This is a genomic window from Helicobacter vulpis (genome assembly GCF_003660395.1).
GTDB classification, from domain to species: Bacteria; Campylobacterota; Campylobacteria; order Campylobacterales; family Helicobacteraceae; genus Helicobacter; species Helicobacter vulpis.
Genome location: NZ_QXQT01000006.1, coordinates 68,659 through 87,827, shown reverse-complemented (window position 1 = coordinate 87,827; position 19,169 = coordinate 68,659). Strand labels below are relative to the sequence as shown.

The 19,169-nt window shown below is 46.3% G+C and carries 14 protein-coding genes and 2 pseudogenes; 6 read left to right on the top strand and 10 right to left on the bottom strand.

What is annotated here, in order from left to right:
* Positions 1-126 precede the first annotated feature (126 nt).
* Entirely contained in the window at positions 127-837 is a 711-nt protein-coding gene (locus EAO38_RS03355) for a hypothetical protein (protein WP_121021111.1), read from the bottom strand.
* Positions 838-1,204: 367 nt separating this feature from the next.
* Positions 1,205-6,100, bottom strand: a complete 4,896-nt coding sequence (locus EAO38_RS03350; RefSeq protein ID WP_121021109.1) for a restriction endonuclease subunit S — start codon at positions 6,098-6,100, stop codon at positions 1,205-1,207.
* A gap of 154 nt (positions 6,101-6,254) precedes the next feature.
* Between EAO38_RS03350 and rplM the strand changes: the two genes are divergently transcribed.
* The 4 genes and pseudogenes from rplM to EAO38_RS03330 all read left to right on the top strand — a co-directional run bounded on the left by rplM (position 6,255) and on the right by EAO38_RS03330 (position 9,338).
* On the top strand, positions 6,255-6,683 hold the full coding sequence (gene rplM / locus EAO38_RS03345) for a 50S ribosomal protein L13 (protein WP_407927413.1): 429 nt from the start codon (positions 6,255-6,257) through the stop codon (positions 6,681-6,683).
* The gene (gene rpsI / locus EAO38_RS03340; RefSeq protein ID WP_121021105.1) at positions 6,676-7,065 is read left to right on the top strand and encodes a 30S ribosomal protein S9; all 390 of its coding nucleotides are present in this window, start codon (positions 6,676-6,678) and stop codon (positions 7,063-7,065) included. The genes rplM and rpsI overlap by 8 nt, the downstream gene beginning before the upstream one ends.
* A 40-nt stretch (positions 7,066-7,105) precedes the next feature.
* Positions 7,106-8,472: pseudogene (locus tag EAO38_RS03335) on the top strand (MATE family efflux transporter).
* Positions 8,473-8,492: 20 nt separating this feature from the next.
* Positions 8,493-9,338 (top strand): J domain-containing protein, encoded by an 846-nt coding sequence (locus EAO38_RS03330; RefSeq protein ID WP_121021103.1) that lies wholly within the window; start codon positions 8,493-8,495, stop codon positions 9,336-9,338.
* Between the two features lie 2 nt (positions 9,339-9,340).
* Here the strand turns inward: EAO38_RS03330 and EAO38_RS03325 are convergent, their stop codons facing one another.
* From EAO38_RS03325 to EAO38_RS03310, 4 genes are all read right to left on the bottom strand, one after another.
* Positions 9,341-9,559, bottom strand: coding sequence for a YdcH family protein (locus tag EAO38_RS03325; RefSeq protein ID WP_121021101.1), 219 nt, complete (start codon positions 9,557-9,559; stop codon positions 9,341-9,343).
* Between the two features lie 78 nt (positions 9,560-9,637).
* Positions 9,638-10,705, bottom strand: a complete 1,068-nt coding sequence (locus EAO38_RS03320; RefSeq protein WP_121021099.1) for an LptF/LptG family permease — start codon at positions 10,703-10,705, stop codon at positions 9,638-9,640.
* Positions 10,684-11,256: an aminoacyl-tRNA hydrolase gene (gene pth / locus EAO38_RS03315; RefSeq protein ID WP_121021098.1), complete on the bottom strand. Its 573-nt coding sequence runs from the start codon at positions 11,254-11,256 to the stop codon at positions 10,684-10,686. The genes EAO38_RS03320 and pth overlap by 22 nt, the downstream gene beginning before the upstream one ends.
* Positions 11,257-11,259: 3 nt before the next feature.
* A complete protein-coding gene (locus EAO38_RS03310; RefSeq protein WP_121021096.1) occupies positions 11,260-11,796 on the bottom strand; it encodes a 50S ribosomal protein L25/general stress protein Ctc in 537 nt (178 codons plus the stop codon).
* A 94-nt stretch (positions 11,797-11,890) separates the two neighbouring features.
* On the opposite strand from EAO38_RS03310, the gene EAO38_RS03305 reads away from it, so the two are divergent.
* The gene (locus tag EAO38_RS03305) at positions 11,891-12,493 is read left to right on the top strand and encodes an outer membrane protein (RefSeq protein ID WP_407927411.1); all 603 of its coding nucleotides are present in this window, start codon (positions 11,891-11,893) and stop codon (positions 12,491-12,493) included.
* Positions 12,494-12,503: 10 nt separating this feature from the next.
* On the opposite strand, the gene EAO38_RS03300 is transcribed toward EAO38_RS03305, so the two are convergent.
* On the bottom strand, positions 12,504-13,100 hold the full coding sequence (locus EAO38_RS03300; protein WP_121021092.1) for a peroxiredoxin: 597 nt from the start codon (positions 13,098-13,100) through the stop codon (positions 12,504-12,506).
* Between the two features lie 138 nt (positions 13,101-13,238).
* Here EAO38_RS03300 and EAO38_RS03295 point away from each other — a divergent pair, with 138 nt between their 5' ends.
* The gene (locus EAO38_RS03295; RefSeq protein ID WP_407927412.1) at positions 13,239-14,942 is read left to right on the top strand and encodes an ABC transporter ATP-binding protein/permease; all 1,704 of its coding nucleotides are present in this window, start codon (positions 13,239-13,241) and stop codon (positions 14,940-14,942) included.
* Here the strand turns inward: EAO38_RS03295 and EAO38_RS03290 are convergent.
* The 3 genes and pseudogenes from EAO38_RS03290 to EAO38_RS03280 form a co-directional block, all read right to left on the bottom strand.
* Entirely contained in the window at positions 14,902-15,570 is a 669-nt protein-coding gene (locus tag EAO38_RS03290) for an HAD family hydrolase (RefSeq protein ID WP_121021087.1), read from the bottom strand. The genes EAO38_RS03295 and EAO38_RS03290 overlap by 41 nt on opposite strands.
* Positions 15,571-15,583: 13 nt before the next feature.
* A pseudogene (locus EAO38_RS03285) lies at positions 15,584-16,236 on the bottom strand (di-trans,poly-cis-decaprenylcistransferase).
* Between the two features lie 26 nt (positions 16,237-16,262).
* Positions 16,263-19,061, bottom strand: coding sequence for an FAD-binding and (Fe-S)-binding domain-containing protein (locus tag EAO38_RS03280; RefSeq protein WP_121021086.1), 2,799 nt, complete (start codon positions 19,059-19,061; stop codon positions 16,263-16,265).
* Between the last annotated feature and the right edge of the window lie 108 nt (positions 19,062-19,169).

The following is a 19,169-nucleotide window of genomic DNA, read 5'->3' as shown; positions in this document are numbered from 1 at the left end:
ATGTCAAAGATCGTTGCGCTTGAAGTTTAAGCTTTTTTAAGGGCTTTAACTTTGGCAAAGCTGCATTATAGAGTAAGAAAGCTTAGGAGGGGCTTAAAGTTTGGGGGGATTTGAAATGTTAGAAAATCATGGGTATTGAATCAATTTTTCAATTTGGCTAGCGTGCACCTTGTGGGGTTTGCCATGCTCTAAAATGACAAGCAGGGGATCGGATTTAGGGATAAAGTCCAACACCTGGGTGCGCGTATAAAAATCTTTGTTGTTTTTCTGTCTATACCGATCCTCCCAAAATAGCGTTACAATCTTCCCCTTTAAATGCCCCCATTCCTCTAGGGGAATGGAGGGAATGGGGCGGATATGGCATACATGCTTTGGGTGGCAATGCTCGTAATCTATCCATGTAACATCGTTGTATCCAGCATGCGATGCCCAAAAATTAAAAGATTCGTATCCCTCGCTTGGGTCTGTGGTGTCTTGCAATTCTCCATAAAGGATTGAGCCGTCTGCAAACGCCACTTCCACCCATTGCCCATCCAACTTGACCCACTCGGCAATGGGGGGGTCTTGGTTTACAATGATTTCAGGGGGGTCTATGGGTTTCCAACGCACGACATCTTTAATAGTGGCTAAATCCCTCTGAGCTTCATTCTCCGGTGGCCAATCCTCAAATTCCACATAGTAAATCAAATCACTCTCAAAAGTCCACATCATAATCCCTGTTTGGGTTTGTTCTAAACCTTCTTTTGTTTCCCGTAACTCCCCCTGTAACACACTCCCATCTGTCAGTTCCAAGCGCACCCATTGGTTTAAATGTGTTTTGGCATCTTTAAGAGTCATGGTTGTTGGATCGCTTTTTAAAAAATTTCCTCAATTTTACTATAAAATTAGCTTTTAGCTTGGCTAGCCTTGCAAACCTCATCCCTTGTTTGATGTTTTTATATTTGCCTGGACAAGTCATTGAAACCGATGGGTGGCGCATGAAATAACTGGGTGTGCCGAATGCGTTTTAAAGGTCAATGCGAGCCTGGCATTAGCCAAAAGCAAGTACTCTTAACATGCCCTTTTTCTTCTTGAAAAGCTTCTTAGGGGTGTTTGCTCCCTGCAGGGCAAACTCTTTAAAATGCCTCCCAACTATGGGGGCAAGTCCTTAAGGGTGTATTGTGGGAATAGGCTTTATGAGAAGAGGCCTTAAGAGAGATTTCCATTAGTTTAAATACGCCTCTAACACCGCTTGTTTTTGCGCCTCTAAATTTGGCATGTGCGCCTGCAGGGTGGCGATTTGGGATTCTAAGTGCTCCACCACGCCCACGATGTGCTCTTGCGCTTGCAAGGGTGGGAGGGGGATTTTTATTTGTTTTAAGACTTCAATGTTTGCTACATTTTTTAGGGCAACACCATGTGCCTTTTCCTCAAAAGGGTTATTGAGATTACCTAGGATTATTTTTAGTGCCTTGCTAGTTGTCTTGTCATTTTTTAGTCTTAATCTCAAGAGGGCTTGATTGATAATGCCTTGTTTTGCACTGCTTGGCACTATGGCTATTTTCCCGATTGTTCCGGAGCAACTGACTATTAAATCATTGGGTATAACCTCAAAACTTTTCATAGAATCAAATTTTTCTTGTGTAATGAAGTAATTTCCTATTTCAAAGTCATTTTTTATAGCGTGTTGTTGCTCATAAACTTTATAGCCACTTTTAACAAAAATTTCCTTTTTTAAGCTTCCGCCAAATGGTCCCCTTCTAAAATCGCATATATCCCCCAATTTGACAAAATCCCACCCTTGAGCTGGGGGTGTGGGTAGATTGTCTAAAAGCGTGGCTAGGGTGGGTTTTAGCCCTGCTTTTTCTAGGGCGTGGGTGAGGAGGGTTAGATAAGCTCTCTTTAGGGCTTTAGCGCGCTCTAAATCCTCTAAGATTGCTTTAAGTTTTTGCGATCTCTCTCTCTCTCTCTCTCTCTCTTTGCCTAAAAACTCTTGTAAGATTTCTTGCTCTTGCCCTTGTAGGGTGGCGATCTCTGCATCTAGGCGGGCGATTTCTTGCTCGATTTGGGTCAATACGCTGATGATTTGTTCTTGTGCCTCTAGGGGTGGGAGGGGGATTTTAAGGTTTGAAAACTCGGGCAAAGTGAGTTGTGGGATATTAACGCCGCTACGCTCTATCTTGGTGTTGTTAAGCAACACTTCTAAAAATTTTAAGTTGGCTTGTTCGTTGGGTATCAAAACGATTAACCTCACAATGGGGTAAAATGGCTCATACCTTGCAACAACATAGCCTATTGTGCCCCTTGCTGAGATAGTTAGGGCGTTTTGCGTGATGGTTGCTTTGTCTGTGTAGCCATAAAGTCCTTTTGCCTCAACGGCGTTCGCATAAACGGGGACTTGGCATTGTGGGGTTTTGACTTGTGAAAATACTTTAGGCTTATCCCCACCTGCGGATAGCTTGTTGGCAATTTGTGCGATTTTCACCATTTCCCACCCCCCCACTGGCGGGCTAGGCAAGTTTTGCACTAGATTTTTTAGCTCCTCTAGCTTGGGGTCTATGGGCGTGGGGTTTGTCAGCTCTAGGTTAAGGCGCTCTAGGGTTTCTAGGATTGTTGCAATTTGGGGGGCTTTGTCTTGCACCACCCCGCAAGCCTCTAGCACCGCCAAAATCAAGTTTTGGTAATTCTGTATGCCCTCTTGCAACTCTTGGGCGCGTTTTTCCACTTGGGCGCATTCTGTAATGATTTGCTCTTGCACTTCTAGGGGGGGTTTTGGGATACACATATTTTGCAAAATGCTTAAGTTAATGTTTTTCTGTGAAGTGGTGATGACCTCATCTAAAAGCTGAAACTTGTAGTAACCAATGACATACATGAGGTATCTACTCATAAAATCTTGGTTGGGGATAATTGAAACTATCGCTTGGTTGGTTGTCATTTCCTCCTCTAGAATCCCCACTCTGCCAATGGTCGCATAGATAGAGACCACTACAGCCCCCTTTGGGACAAGCTTAACATTAGACGCTTGTAGCCCTGCCTCTGTAATCCTTTCTTTGGTGTCTGTAATGCTTTGGTATTCGGCATAATCGCTTATGGTGAGCCATTTTATTGTGCCGTTCCAATATTGGGGGTTTTTTCTTGAAGGCGTGCCCCCCATTAAAAACTTGCCACAAGTCCCTAACTTCACAATGGGGTAAATAGAAGTTACCTCTTCACGCATTTTTTTAGGCGTTAAACTGATCGCCTTGTCTAGCACTGCCTTAGAAAAGTCTATCAACTCCCTTAAGGGCGCGCTAAAGAGTTGGTAACCTGCGGGGTCTGGGTCCCTATAGGGGCTTAAGTCGGAGGGGCTTAAGTCGGGGCTTGAGGCGTGCTTTAGCTTAGCTTGCATGAAGTTTTTAAAGGCGTGGCTAATTTTAGTGCGTTTAGTGCGTTTAGTGGGGTTGTCTGGGTCGGGGTTGTCTGGGTCGGGGTTGTCTGGGTCGGGGTTGTCTTTGGGGTCATACAGCGGGGTTTGTATTTCCTTGACGCTTTGGACATTGCTTAAAACCTGATTGTCGGGGTCGTCTGTGCTTTGCGCGCTGATGTATTTGATGCCCTCATCGCCCTTGCGCTTGCTCCAATCATAGCCCAAGAACTCTACAATCTTAGCCTTGTTGCTTTTATTGTCGCTCTTTTTATCCGGAGGGCTTTTTAAGATCAGCACCTCTTCGCCTTGAATGAGGGCAAAGAGGCGCATTTTTTCTAACTCTAGGGCGTGCATTTGCTCTAGGGCTTGCTCTCTTTGCCATGCCTGTAATTCGTCTTGGTAGTCTTGGCTTTCAAAATACGCGCTTTGTTGGGCTTCGCTCTCTTGTTTGGGGTCTTTGGCATAAAAGCTAGAAGCTTTAAACCACTCTTGTTTAAGTCCCTTTGTGGGGAGCTTTTTTTTAAAGGTTTTGGGCTCTTTACTCTCAAAATCTCTAAAATACTCGCTAAAGCTCTGCTCTAGGGCTGGATTTAAGTTTTTGTCCGCCATGAAGGCTTTAAAGTCCGCATAAGGGTAGCCCCTAAAGGCGCAATATTCTTTTAAAAGCTCTGTTTGGTTGAAGTCTTTTTCAAGCTTTTTTTCTTCAAAATTGGCTTTAGTCAGCGCGTCCAATAAATCGGTGCTGTATTTTTGTGCCTTTTGGGCGAATAAAATGATCGTCTGCGTGCCTGTGCTCCCAAAGGTGCGCGAATTGAGTTCCACAATACAGAGCAGTTTAAAATTTTCTAGCAAGAGGGCGCGGGTTTTTTCATAAATCCCTCCCTTTTGCAACACGCTCACAGGCAAGATAAGGGCAAACACTCCCCCCTCTTTTAAAAAGTGTAGCGCCCTCTCCACAAAAAAGCATTCTATGGCGTTGTTGCTCTCATAGCTCTTTTCCTCTATGCTGTGGTGTAGCCTATAACCTTTCACCACGCTAGAGTCTAAGGTGCTTAAAAACCCTTTGACCGAGTAGGGCGGGTTGCTCAAAATATAGTCAAAGCTCTCTGGCTCAAATTCTAGGCTATGGGTTTGCTGGATGTGATCTAAAGCGTCTTGAAAGATGATTAAAGAGGCGCTCTCTGGGTTGTGAAAAATGCAGGCGAGTTTGGCGACTTTGGAGAGGTCTTTGTTTTTCTCAATGCCATAGACTTTCGCGTCCTTGTGGCGCGCCATAAACTCGGTTAAGAAATGCCCCGCCCCACAAGCAAAGTCTAAAACTTTGGGGTGATTTGGCAGGGGGGGCAAGGAGTGGATGATAAAATTAGTGATGGGCGTGGGGGTGAAAAAACGCCCTTCGGTTTGGTGGATGTGGCGGTTTAAAAAGCCTTCAAACAGATCGCCTAAGAATTGGTTATTTTGGCTTTGGCTCAAGTGCAGGTCTTGAATAAGCCCAGCCACTTGCACGAGGACTTTAAAGTTGAGGTAAAACTCTTCGGAGTTTTCCACCTCAATAAAATTAAACTTTTTGATGTTGAAGTATTTTTGTTGATCAAAGATGTCGTCTAATTTTTCTTTAAACTTGCCTTCATAACGCTGGGCTTCTTTAAAGAGATCGCCAATGGCGCTTTTTTTAACATTGATGACCTGTTTATTAAAGAGTTCTTTAATGCCCATTTCATAGAGGTTTAAAAGTCTGTCGCAGTACAAAAAGGGGTTGTCTGAGATCACGCCCTTGTAGGTGAATTGTAGGTCATTAGGGTTTTTGATTTCATCAATGACCTTGCATAAGAAAAGATCGACCAAGATATAAAAGCTGTTTTCGTAATTGCCAATAGAATGGTGGCGTAAGATGGTGGCAAATTCGTGGTAAATGCTTGAGATTTGATCGGCAGAGACGGCGCGTAGGTCCTCAAGGCTGTATTTTGTTTTGCCGATATTGTAGGCTTGGATGTCTTCTTCAAAAATGCCCTTCGTGGTGAAGGCGTTTGAATAGGTTTGACTCCAGACTTCAAAATAGCTTTTGGCGTTGGTGTTGGACGGATCGCTAAAGCCGCGTTTTTTGTCCTCCTGCTTGCAATCGCGGTTCAAACGCTCTAAATGTTCGGGATTGTCCTGCATAGAAATTAAGCGCATGTCAGCTGTGTGCGCGTCTTTGAAAGTGAGTAGGCACAGGTAGGGGATTTTATGCACGGCGTAATAACTAAAGAGCTGGTCGCCATTTTTGAGCGTGGCGTTCCATGCCTTGCTAAACTCATTCCCATAAGTTTTATTTTCAATGAGCACAAGGGGGTTAAATTCTTGATTGAGCACTAAAATATCCCCATAGACTTGTTGGTTATGCCCCACTTTAAAGGTGGGTTCTAAGATGATGTGCTTGGGGGCATATCCCTTTTCTAGGAGCTTATGCACCGCCACCAAACACACAAAGTTTTCATTAGAGCTAAAATTAGTCGTGGTGTTGCGGTGGATAATAAAGCCTGTACTAGGATCATCATTGCTAGGGTAATCGCCCTCTTTAAAACGATGATCTAGGGGAGAGTAGGCGATTTTTTTGTGTTTGAAATCTACGCAAATTTGGGCGTTATTGGGGTATCTCTTAGTGAACACATCTGCATTAGGTTTAAAGCCTAGAGTCTCTAAGAGGGCGCGTAAGTTATTTGGGGTGATCATCAATAAAGTGCCTTTGGCGCAAGCTTTAGGAAGTGCCCGCGTATTCTAGCACGGCATTAGCTTTAAAAGTACTTAAATTTAGGAAGTCTTAAGTTTAAGAGATTAGAATAAGGGCTTTTGAATACAAAGGACGGGTATGCAACTCACAAAATCCATGAAAACTTCAGAACTCAAGCGCGATTGGGTCGTGTTGGACGCTAAAGATCAGGTCTTTGGGCGGCTCATCACCCAAGTGGCGGTTTTGCTCAGGGGCAAGCACCGCCCCTATTACACCCCCCATGTGGATTGTGGGGATTTCGTGGTGGTGATCAACGCCAGCCAAGTCAAGTTTTCCGGCATGAAATTGGAGGATAAACACTATTTCACCCATTCAGGCTATTTTGGAAGCACCAAAAGCCAAACTCTTCAAGAAATGTTGGACAAACACCCTGAAAAGCTCTTTTTTCTAGCTGTGCGGGGCATGCTGCCCAAAAGTAAGCTAGGGCGCGCCATGATCAAAAAGCTCAAGGTCTATAAAGAGGAAAAACACCCCCACACGGCCCAAGTGAGACAAGCAGTTGCAACAAAGGACAATGATGAATAAGGTCTACGCCACAGGGAAACGCAAAAGTGCGATCGCCAAAGTTTGGTTAAGCCATGGTAATGGCGCGTTGGATATCAATGGCACAGATTTAAACGCATGGTTAGGCGGGCATGAATCCATCAAAATGAAAGTGATGCAGCCCTTAGTACTGACCAAACAAGAGGGCTTAGTGAATATCAAGGCGGTGGTCTTTGGGGGGGGGTATAGCGCGCAGGCTGAAGCACTCAGGCATGGCATCTCTAAGGCACTCAATCTTTATGACACGGCTTTTAGAGCGATTTTGAAGCCTAAGGGCTTGCTGACACGCGATTCGAGGGTCGTGGAACGTAAGAAATACGGTAAACGCAAGGCGCGCCGTAGCCCACAATTCTCCAAACGCTAGGTTACTTGTGAGGGGGCTTGTTGATCTGTAGGGGGTTTTCATGGCCATCGATCTACGCAAGGACTCTATCCCTAAGCTCTTTTTTTACTATTTTGTTCCCCTAGCCTTTTCTATGATCTCGCTCTCCACGTACTCCATGATCGATGGCATGTTTGTGGGGAACAAATTGGGCGAGCAAGCCCTAGCAGCCATTGGGGTGTGTTGGCCTATTTTTCCTACATTGCTTGCCTTTGAACTGCTCTTTGGCTTTGGGGCGGCTTCAATTGTGTCGTATTTTTTAGGCAAGGATGAACCTGAGCGCGCTAGATTGGTTTTTAGCTCTATCTTCTACTTTGTTGCCATTAGTATTACGCTGATTAGTTGGGCTTTAGTACCCTTTAGCGATCACTTGGCCAAAATGTTGGGGAGCAGTGAGACGATCTTGCCCATGGTATCTATTTACATCAAGGTCATTTTAATGGGGGCAATCTTTATGGTCTTGCACCCTTTGGCCGATGTCTTTGTGGTGAATGATAAACGCCCTATTTTGGCGATGGTGGCCATGTTAATAGGCTCACTCACCAATGTGGCGTTCAATTACTTCTTGCTCTATGTGGTGGAGATTGGAATCCATGGAAGTGCGATCGCCACGTCTTAGGGCATGCGGCGGGCTTTTTCGTACTGATGAGTCATTTTCTTTTAAAAAAGGGGCAATTGCACTTCGTGCGCCGTTTCAATTGGGCCAGTATCATCTCTTCGGCTAAAAGCGGGTTGCCCCAAAGTATTTCAGAACTCAGCGCAGCGGTGGTGATGCTCTTGTTTAACCGCACGATCATGGACACCGTGGGCGAGAGGGGGGTGTCTATCTATGCGATTGTCATGTACAATGGCATCATCTTTTGGACAACCTTGCTCTCTATTGCCCAGGGGATTCAACCCATTGCGAGTTTTAATTATGGCGCGCAAAATCTAGACAAGGTCAAGGCAATTTTCATCTTTGGGTTGAAAATCACTTTGTGCGTGGGTGTGGGGATGTATATTCTCTTTTACTTCTTAGACGCGCATTTGATCCAACTCTATGTGGATCAAGAACGCTTGGCACGCGATCCGGGCTTTTTGGCTGAGAGCAAACACGCGATGAATGTCTACTACACGGGGCATATCTTTTTGGGCTTGAACCTACTCTGTGCGGTGTTTTTCCAATCCATCCAGCGCACGCGTACGTCCTTTTTCATCACCATATGTGAGACGATTCTCTTTATCGTGCCCCTCTTGCCTATTTTGGCGCATTTTTTTGGCTTGGAAGGGATTTGGATTGCCTTCCCCATCTCGCAGGCTTGCGCGCTATTGGTGGTGGTTTTTGTGGTGCACTATGAAATCCAGCGGGGTACTTTCGATCGGGTCGCTACTCTTAAGGATTTGACTTAAAAAAAATGTGATAATGCCCCATGCAGATCAAAACCAAAATCCCCAAAAAAAGCCCGTCTCTCTTATCCTATGCCCCAGAGATCGGTTTTTCAGAGCAATTCATAGAGGTCTGCCTAGAGCCGCGCCTTTACCATAAAACCACGCTTTACATCAAAAAGCACTTTAGAGAGCATGTTAAGTTCAAGCACACCACAATTTTACTAGAACAAGAGAGCTTGAAAAAAACCTATCTGCTCAACCGCCTATTCTATGCCAAGTACGCTTTGCACCCCTTTTACAACCAGCAGGTGTTTAAACAGCTTTTACAGCAGATTTTAGATTGTGCGCACCTGCCCGTGGTCTTCAAGGAGAGCATGCATACCCACGAACCATACCAGCGCGTTTTAGCCTTGGTACACAAGGTGGAAATCCATGCGATCTACTTGCACTCTAGGGTGATTTTTTACTATAAGAATTTCTTGGCGCGCGAATTCTTGCACGCCACCTTTGCGCCCCATATCTTACTAGAGACCCCCTTTAAAGACAGGGCTAATAAAAGCAACTTCTTGCACGAAACCCACACCCATCTAGACGCGCTCCCTACTTTAATGGCCCTGCAAAACCCCCGTTTCAAACAGGCCTACATCCAATTCATCTATCCCACCCAAGCTCTTTATCTCACCAGACAGGAGGAGATCATTCTCAAAGCCTTACGTACTCTGGGACTTGGAGTGATGCACTCCAAAGAAGAGATCAAGCACCGCTATTTAGAATTAGCCAAGCTTTACCACCCAGACACCTGCGCCTGCACGCCCCACAACAAGGGCATCTGTAAACAACGCTTCCTAGAGGTCATGGAGGCGTACAATGTGTTAAAGCAACTCTAATTCTAAAGCGTACCCGCCCTATATTCTTGGATCATGCGTAGGATTTCATCCTTGAGACGCAACTTTTTCTTTTTGAGATCGGTAACTTTTAGATCATTGGTGTTGTGTGCAACCAATGTGGAAATTTCATCGTCCAACGCGTTGTGTTCTTCAAAAATCTTGTTGAAATGGGGGTTCTTGTTCTTCAATGCCTTAATGTCATCGCGGTATTCATGGAACATGCAAATCCTTTATGATTGATGGGGTTATTGTAGTATTTTCAACCTAAAACTTCCCCCCGTATTCTAAGATGCGCTTTGTTAAAGACGGGCGTCTAATTTCTTATAGTGATATAGGGCACTGCCACACAGTAGCCCAAAGGGGAGCACAATCCCTAGCTCCGGATAGAAAAGCCCGGCGATGCTGAATTTGCCCAGCGCAAAGAAAAGCCCCCAGAGAATGAGGGATAGAATGATGAATTTCAAACTCAAGAGCGCGAGATTCTCATAGCGGGCGAGATTGGGGGTGTAACGCGCAATGAGAATCGCCGTCAGGGGCACGAAAAAGGGCAAAAAGATGGACACATACAAAAAGGCGCGCACCTTTTTGGTGTCGCCATGTTGGCGGTAGAGCACATGCAAGGAGCGCAGCGCATCGGTGATCGAAACAGCGGGCTTGTTCTGGTAGATGGTGTCGAGCACTTTGGGGTGAAAACCCTTGAGCGTTTTGAGCAACGCGCTATTTTCTATATGCAGACCTTTTTGGCCCAAGACAAGGGGAGTGGGCAAGGTGGCGCTGATCGCATCGTGCAACACCCAGTATTTGTGCTCAAAGAGCGCGTGTTTGGCCTGCGCCACTGCGCTCAATTCGTTGTGGGTTAGGGTAAAAATTTTGACATTCTGGGCGCTTTGCAAGAGAGGATTGATTTTGCCAAAGTAGACATAATCGTCATTGTACTTGACTAGCAAATTTTCAGAGATATTTGTAGAGTTATCCTTGTAGATGATGGCTTGGGCTTTCTCTTGCATGTAGACAAAGGGGGTGGCATTCAGACCTATGAAGATGCAGATTAGCACGAGATTGATACACAGTATCGGCCTTAAGATTTGTTTGATGGAATAGCCAATCGCTAGCAGGGCACTGTATTGGTTGGAGCGGATAAAGGCAATGTAAAAGAGGACTAAACCTAAGAGGAGAGAAATGGGCAGGGTGTAATTGAGCGCATAAAGGCCATCATAGACAAAGAAAAGCAAGATGAGATTGGCCGCATCGGGGAATCTATCCGCATATTGCAAGCTGTCAATCCCAATGAAGAAAAATTCTAAGGCAAACAGAATAATGGCAAAATACTTGAGATAGTAAGAGCCTACAAAGAGCCAGAGTCGCATGCCAACTTGTGAGGGTTGCGTGTGAAACGCGCTTGCATGCGCGCAAAGTCATCGCATTCCAAATAAAAGCACAACGCCTCTAGTGCGTGGGCAAATACCTGTTTTTTAAGGGCTTCTTGGTGGGGTTCAAAACCCTCTAGGACATGCGCGCGCGCGTCCTCTCCCCGCCCAATTCCTATTTTCATCTTGTAGAAAGGGTGGGGGTAGTGCGCTTGCAAGGACTTGAGCCCATTATGCCCCCCAGAACCCCCCCTAGCCTTGAAGCGCAAGGCCCCTAGGGGCAAGTCCAAATCGTCATGCACCACCAGTAAAGCCCTTATGGCATGGCAACTTAAAAAAGCCTCTAGAGCCTCTCCGCTCAGATTCATATATGTCATGGGTTTTAAGAGATAGCAAGAGTGGGGTTCAACGAGGGCGTAGTGATAATTAGGCGCGCCTTTAAAGCGCACCCCAAAGCGGTGGGCTAACAAGTCTAGTACATCAAAGCCCACATTGTGGCGCGTGTGCGCGTACGCGGGCGTGGGATTGCCCAAACCAACAAGCAATCTCAAGGGCTATTTCGCCTTGATCACGCCCACCACGGCATTGTTGGGGTTTTCTAAGAGTTTGACCGATTCGGGTACTTTTAGATCGCGCACCAAAATCACATCGCCCACATCCAAGGGCGCGACATCTAGCTCAAAACTAGAAATGAGATGTTCTGGCTGGCATTCCACATGCACGCGTTCTTTAGAGAGCATTAAAATGCCCTTGTTCTTCAGCCCTACAGGGATACCATGCACTTTTACGGGTACATAAAACTTAGAGAGCTTGCCCGCATTGAGTACGAGCAAATCCACATGCATAAGGGCGTTGCTTACGGGGTCTTTTTGATAGTTTTGCACCACTACATGATAGGCTTGCTCTCCTACCTTGACCTGAAAATCTAAGTGGGGTTTGTTTTTGATAAAGCGAATAAAATCATTGGTTTTAAAGCTGGCATAGACATTCTCCACTTTATTGCCATAGAGATTAGCTAGTAAATAACCCTCTTTTCTAAGGGCTTTTCTTTGCGATTTGGATAGCACCACGCGCGCTTGACCCTCTAACATATGCGTCCTTCTTAAAAAGATGAAGCCGAATTCTAACATATCCTAGCTTAAGTGGTTAATTTATGCTAGGATCGTCAGAAACTTTAGGATGGCGATGCGGTATTGGTGCTTGGTGTGGGCGTTAATTGGAAGTTTAGGGGGTAAGAATCTGAGTTATATGTCTTCGTCCTATCAAGCGGGTATGGTGTTTTTAAAATCGCGGGGCACAACAAAGCTCTTGCAAGGGGCATCTATTGCTTGGGGCTATGAAGTGAACCCTAAGCACGATTGGGCTTATGGACGCTACTATGTCTTTGTGGATTATGGGAATGTGCTGTTAGAACCCCATTCTAAAAGTCAGGTGAATCTCTTCACTTACGGGGTGGGGGGAGATTTCATGGTAGCCTACAACAAAAACCCGATCAATTCTTGGGCTTTTTTCTTTGGCCTGCAATTGGGAGCGAACACTTGGATCGTAAATCGAAGGGCTAGCGACATTGTGTTGAACACGTGGAATTCTATTAAAGAGTTAGTATTTGGCCCCTATCAAGCTACTTATTTCAGAGCGATCGGGACCTTTGGGGTGCAGTTCCGCACCATTGTAACATGGCACATCGTAGATGTGGAAGTGGGGATGAAGATATTCTTAAACCCAGAACCTAAAAGTGCCTTTGAAAGAAGCGTGGTGTTCTGTGTTTCCCACGCGTGGCACTTCTAGGCTAGGGTTCTTAAAGCCTGCTGGCGTAATCTCGAAGATATTCTTGAACGCCTTCATGAGTGGGTTTCATGCCCGCATCGCCCTTTCTCCAACCCGCAGGGCACACTTCTCCATTTTCTTCAAAGAAAACTAGAGCGTCTACCATGCGCAACATTTCATCCACATTGCGCCCTAGGGGGAAATCATTGATCACAGCATGGCGCACTCTTTGGTGTTTGTCGATCAAAAAAGAACCGCGCAGGGCGATCGCATCGTCAAAAAGCACATCGTAGCTCCTAGCGATCTCTTTCTTCACATCAGAGACCATAGGGAAACTCACCTGTCCAATCCCCCCATTTTCTACGGGAGTGTTTTTCCACGCATAATGTACAACTTCGGTATCAATAGACACCCCAATCACGTTAAAGCCCTTGTCATGAAAATCCTTAATGCGGTGATCAAAGGCGATAATTTCAGAGGGGCAGACAAAGGTAAAATCTTTAGGCCAAAAGAACAACACGGCACCATTTCTACCCAAATTTTTAGAAAGTTCAAAACTATCATCAACTTGATTATTGGGCATAATGGCGGTTGCTTTGAAATCGGGGGCCAACTTGGTAACTAACATGAGAACTCCTAATGGTGATTTTGTCAAAAGACGCGACACTATAGTCAAAATAGCCTAAATAATCAAGAGCCATTAGCTATAATCTCCCTTCACTCCAACTCGCTAAGGATTGCCTTGAGACGCAATGTATCTTTTAAGATGTTTTGGCGTTCCATGCTCCAACTCTTTTCCTTTTTCAACCGGCGCGATAAGAAAATCGTTTTGCTTTTGGTACTCATGTCCATAGGATTATCCATCTTAGAAGTGCTCACCATTAGCATGATCATGCCCTTTATCACGCTGGCAAGCAATCCGGATTTGATTTTAAGCCATCCTTACAGTCAAGCGATCTACACATGGTTACACTTTAAAACCCCCCTGCATTTCATGTTTGCTTTCAGCATTGCCCTAGTGGGGCTATATCTTTTTAGAATGGGTTATAGCGTGCTCTTTACCTATCTCAATAGCCGTTTCTCCAATCACAAAGCACACATGATCGCCCAACGGCTTTTCTTACGTCATATCCAAGCGTCCTATTTAGAGCACACCAACCTACACCTAGATCGCATCCGCAACACCATTGCCACTAAGAGTAACCAAGCCATGGAGGGTTTTAGTGCCTTGTGGAATTTGCTCTCAGAGACCATGATCATTGTATTTTTATATGCCCTGCTCTTGTTGACAAATTGGAAAATGACTGTGGTGTTGAGTGTTTTGCTTCTCTTGCAGATTTTCTTTATCACCAAACACATGTCTAGGTCGATCCAAAAAAAAGGACAGATTGCCACCACTACTGGGGAATACTCTTTAAAAGTGCTCTCTAAATTCTTTGGCAATTTCAAACTCACGCGCTTGAAAAACAACCATTTAGAAGCCTGCAAGCGTTTTTCTGAATACAGCCTCAAAAGCGCACACGCCAAGACCGCCTACGCCACCATGCAGGTTTTACCCAATAAAATTTTAGAAACCGTGGGCTTTAGTTTGCTGATTTTGGCCGTTGCCTATGTGCTTTACAAGTACGGCGAGGCTAAGATGGTTTTACCTATCATCTCTATGTATGCGCTTGCCCTCTATCGCATGTTGCCCTCTATTAGCCGCATTCTAGGGCATTACCACACCATCACCTACTACCAGCATGCCATCAATGTCGTGTTCAAAGACTTCCACACCCTCACACAGGATGAGGGGGACGCGCCCCTCAACTTCGCACACAGCATCCAGCTACGCCATATCCACTTTGCCTACAAACTCCAGCATCCCATTTTGCAAGATTTCAATCTCACCATCTACAAGGGGCAAAAAGTCGCCTTTGTGGGGCCTAGTGGGTGTGGTAAATCCACTTTAGTGGATATTTTGATGGGGATGTTTGCCCCTAGCCATGGGGAAATTTATGTCGATGGCGCGCTCTTAGATGCCCAGAATATCAAGAGTTGGCGTCAAAAATTTGGCTATATCCCGCAAAATATCTACCTTTTTGAGGGCAGTATTGCTGAAAATATCGCCTTTGGAAGCTCTTTAAATGAGGCAAGGCTAGTAGAAGTGTGCAAAATGGCGCATATTTACGATTTTCTCACCCAACATGAAGGAATTTATACCCAAGTGGGCGAGGGGGGGGTGAAGCTCAGTGGGGGGCAAAAACAGCGCGTTGGCATCGCGCGCGCGCTCTATGACGACCCGGAAATTTTGGTGCTCGATGAAGCCACCTCTGCGCTAGACACCTTCACAGAGAGCAAGATCATGGACGAAATCTACAATGTGGCGCAAAATAGGACCCTGCTTGTGATCGCCCATCGCTTAAGCACCATCGAACGCTGCGATGTGGTCATTGATTTGCAAAAAATGCAGCACAATCCTGCAAGTTAAAAGCCTTGAAACTCTCAAGATAACCCACGCGCTCCGCACTTTTTATCAGGGTCTTGAGCGCGGGGTTGTTATAGCCCAAAAACGCGATCCCATTCTCACGCGCACAGAGATAATCATTATGGCTATCTCCAATGAGCACCATCTGCTCAGGCACATAAGCATGTTGTTTGATCAGGCGCGCCACTACCTTCACCTTAGCTGGGGGACTCCCCTCAATGCTTTTAAAATAGGGGGTGATCTCCAAAAACTCACAGAGTAGCTGTAACTCGGTGTGCAAAGCCGCAGAAGCCACATGAAAAGGGTAATACTGGTAATGAGCTTGGATAAAGCCTAGCACCTCTGTATTGAGATGGCTTTTAGAAAAAAGCTCCTTAGCGATGATTTTGCCAAATTCTAGCACCAACGCGTCTACTTGGTGTGCGTCTAGGGGAGTGCCCAAAATGTGGCGGTAGAAATAATCAATTTTTTCGCCCCTAGAAATCCCCCCACTGCTGTAGTGGTATTGCTCAAAGGCCTGCCATGCCTGCGCGCTCACATCGCCAAACAAACGCTGATAGCCCGCACATTTCAAGTGCATGCTATCAAAGATCACCCCATCAAAATCCCACACCACCACCTTAAAATCCATCAGACATCCTTTTTTACACTTTACCAAATTTGCGTTGTCTTTGGTTAAACTGGGCGATGATCTCTTGGAGGTGCTTTGGGGTGAAGTCTGGCCAAAGCACTGGGCTAAAGAAGAGTTCAGCGTAACTAGATTGCCAAAGCAAAAAATTAGAGAGGCGCATCTCCCCGCCCGTGCGCACTAGCAAATCCACATCGGGCATGCCCGCTGTGTCCAAATGCGCCCCGATGAGATCTTGCATATTGGCGCTATTTTTTTGATGGCGCAGGATTTGCGCACAGGCGCGCGCGATCTCATCGCGTGCGCCGTAATTGAGCGCGAGTACTTGGGTGAGCGCGCGGTGGGGCGCGGTGTCCCTTTCTAGCGCCAAAATCGTTTGACGCAAATCCGGATTAAAGCGTTCTAAATTCCCAATCGCCTTGAAACGGATTTGGTTTTCTAAATAGGTCGCGCGCTCTTTGATGAGGTATTTTTTGAGCATGCGCATTAAAAAATCCACTTCGGTTTTAGGGCGACTCCAATTCTCTGTAGAAAAGGCATAAAGTGTGAGATAGGCGATGTGGTTTTAGCGCACCAAATGGTGATATTGCGCAGGGTGTTGATACCCTGCTGGTGGCCATAGGTGCGCGCCTTCCCCTGCATTTTGGCCCACCTGCCATTGCCGTCCATGATAATGGCTAGGTGTACTAAGGCGTTCATCGCGTACAAGCGTCCACTAAATAGGCGATGTGCTGGAAGGGGATATGGGTTTGCTGGCTTAAGCCCACCTCACAGGTGCTAGAACTACAAAACCCACGCTTCAAATTTTTATCCTTGTAGAAGCGCGCCAAATCCATGAGGGCGTGTTGGTTGAGCTCAGGGGTCAAAAAGCCCTTATCACCCGCAAAACCACAACAGAGCGTGTCGGCATGCTCTAGCACCGCGCCTTGCACGCATGCCTGCGCCAACGCGCGCATATTCTCTTGATAACCTAATCTCTTAGAAGCACACATGGTATACAACGCCACACTTTCTTGCAAAGGTTGGATCTGCAGGGATTCTAACAAGATTTCTTGGATAAAAATGGGCATGTCGTAAATTTGTAGCCCCTGATCTTTGAAACCCTCTAAAAGATGCGCGCTGCACGCGCTGTGATCGAGCACAATGGGGATCTCTCCCCCCTTGCAGAGCTCCTTAAACATTTGGGCATTTTTCTCTTGGTTTTGCGCGCTCAGATCCGCATAATTGATAAAAGCCTTGCCACAGCAAAATTTGGGCAGGCTTGGGGGGTAGAGTACCCCAAAGCCGGCTTTAGCGCACAAGGATTCAAAGACTTCTTGCAAACTGCGCCTATCGGGCATGAATTTGGAGGGCGCAAAGGCGCGATTCATGCAGGTGGAGAAGTAGAGTACATTTTTTGTAGCCGGTTTGCTATGCAATTTGTAGGGGTTGCTTTGGGGCATGTATTTGGAGATCGCAGGCGTGCCTAGTTTCAAGTGGGCTTGCATGCTCCATGTTTGCAAGTTTTCAGAGCCCAAGAGCACTTGAGCGATTTGGGTGGCATGAAGCCCCCCTTTGAGCGCGCTAATCGTGGTGTCTAGGTGGTTTAAAACGCTTTTAGCAAGGGCGGGGGCTTTGGCTTCTTGGCGACTCTTGAGCGCGATAGTGGCGCTATCAATGCCCAAGGGGCAGAGGGTGGCACACATATGGCAAGCCGCACAGGTTTCATCGCTCAAATACGCATAGCCCTCTAAGAGTTCTTCTAAGAGGGGTTGGTTTTCTTGGCTCTCTTGCAAATGGGCGATCTCTCTTTGCAACACAATGCGTTGTCTAGGGGTGAGTGAGAGGTAACGACTCGGGCAAGCGCGCTCGCAAAAGCCACACTCCATGCATGATTCCAAGGGTGCTGCGATGAGGGGGCTTGTTTTTAAATTTTTGGTATGGATATGGGGATCCTCAGAGAGAATCACATCCGGGTTTAAAAGCCCTTCAGGGTCAAATAGGGCTTTAATGCGTTGGCAGATGCCATAGGCTTTCTTGCCCCATTCTAATTCTACAAAGGGGGCGACCATGCGCCCTGTGCCATGTTCAGCCTTGATAGAGCCTTGCAAAGAAGCCACCATGTGCGCCATGTCCTCTACCAGCGCGCTAAATTGCGTCCGTTCGTCTTCATTCTCCAAAAGCGGGGTGATCACAAAGTGCAAATTCCCGCTTAGGGCATGCCCAAAGATCACGCTATGTTCTTTAAAACCATGCACGGCTAAGAGGTTTTGCAAGCGCGCGATCCCCTCTTGTAAATGCTCCATAGAAAAGCATAAATCCTCTGTGATCACACTCGCCCCCACGCGCCGCCTGCCCGCCACAATGGGGAAGAGCCCCTTTCTAATTTTCCACCATGTGTTGTACTCTTTAGGGTCTGCACTCTTGGCAATGGGCAAAATTGTGGGCACATTTTCTAGGGCTTGGAGCACAAAAATCGTATTTGCCTCTAGAATGCCTAAATCATCGCTTTCTAATTGCACTAAAATACAAGTGTAGCCGGGCTCAACGCGATTCAACACCTCTGGCATGCCCTCCACCCCCTGCATACTGGCTAAACAGGCAAAATCCATCACCTCCGCCGCGCTAATTTTATCTTTATTGTTCGCTAAAATACGCACCGCTTCAATGGCTAGATTCAAATTCTCATAAAAGAGCAATAAACAGGTTTTAAAGGGCAAATCGGGCACACAGGCAAGCTCGCATGCAGCGATGAATCCCAAAGTCCCCTCTGAGCCGATGAAGAGGTGGCTTAGAATCTCAATGGGATCGCTAAAGTCAATGAGGGCATTCAGACTATAGCCCGTGGTGTTTTTGATCTGGTATTTCTTTTTAATGAGGGCATGCAGATTAGAATCTTCTAGCACCTCTTGGCGCAACTCTAAGAGCCCCTCTAATAGCGTTGAGTGACTCTTCTTGAAAGCTTGTACACTGGACTCTTGAGCCGTGTCCAAGAGTGTACCATCGCTTAAAATCACGCGGATCGATTTGAGCGTGTGGTAGCTGTTTTGCTCCACCCCACAACACATGCCACTGGCATTATTCGCCAAAATCCCCCCTATCATCGCTGTGGCGATGGTGGCTGGGTCGGGTCCGATTTTTTGGTGTTGGGGTTTGAGTGCGTGGTTGGCTTGCGCGCCAATGACTCCACAGCCCAAGCGCACACTTTGCCCATCCTCATGAAGACTGATCTCTTGCCACCCCAAGCTTGCCATCACCAGCACCCCTTCAGAACACGCCTGTCCAGAAAGAGAACTCCCTGCAGCCCTAAAAGTTAGAGGGGTTTTGTATTTTTGGGCTAACGCGTAGATTTTGATGATCTCTGCCTCATTGAGGGCTTTGCAAACCAACTGGGGGATGTAGCGATAACAAGATGCGTCTATGCCATAGACCAAGCGGCGCAAATAGTCCTTGTAGATCCGATCGCCCAAGAATGTTTGGGCTTCTTGGTAAAAGGCGTTGTAATTTCCTTGCATGGGCGGACACCTTTAAAATGAGATAGAGCATTTTACCACTTCTACTTAGTTGTGTGCAGGGGTTTTTCATTCCAAACATAAATGTGCTAAAATCCAAGAAACACGAAA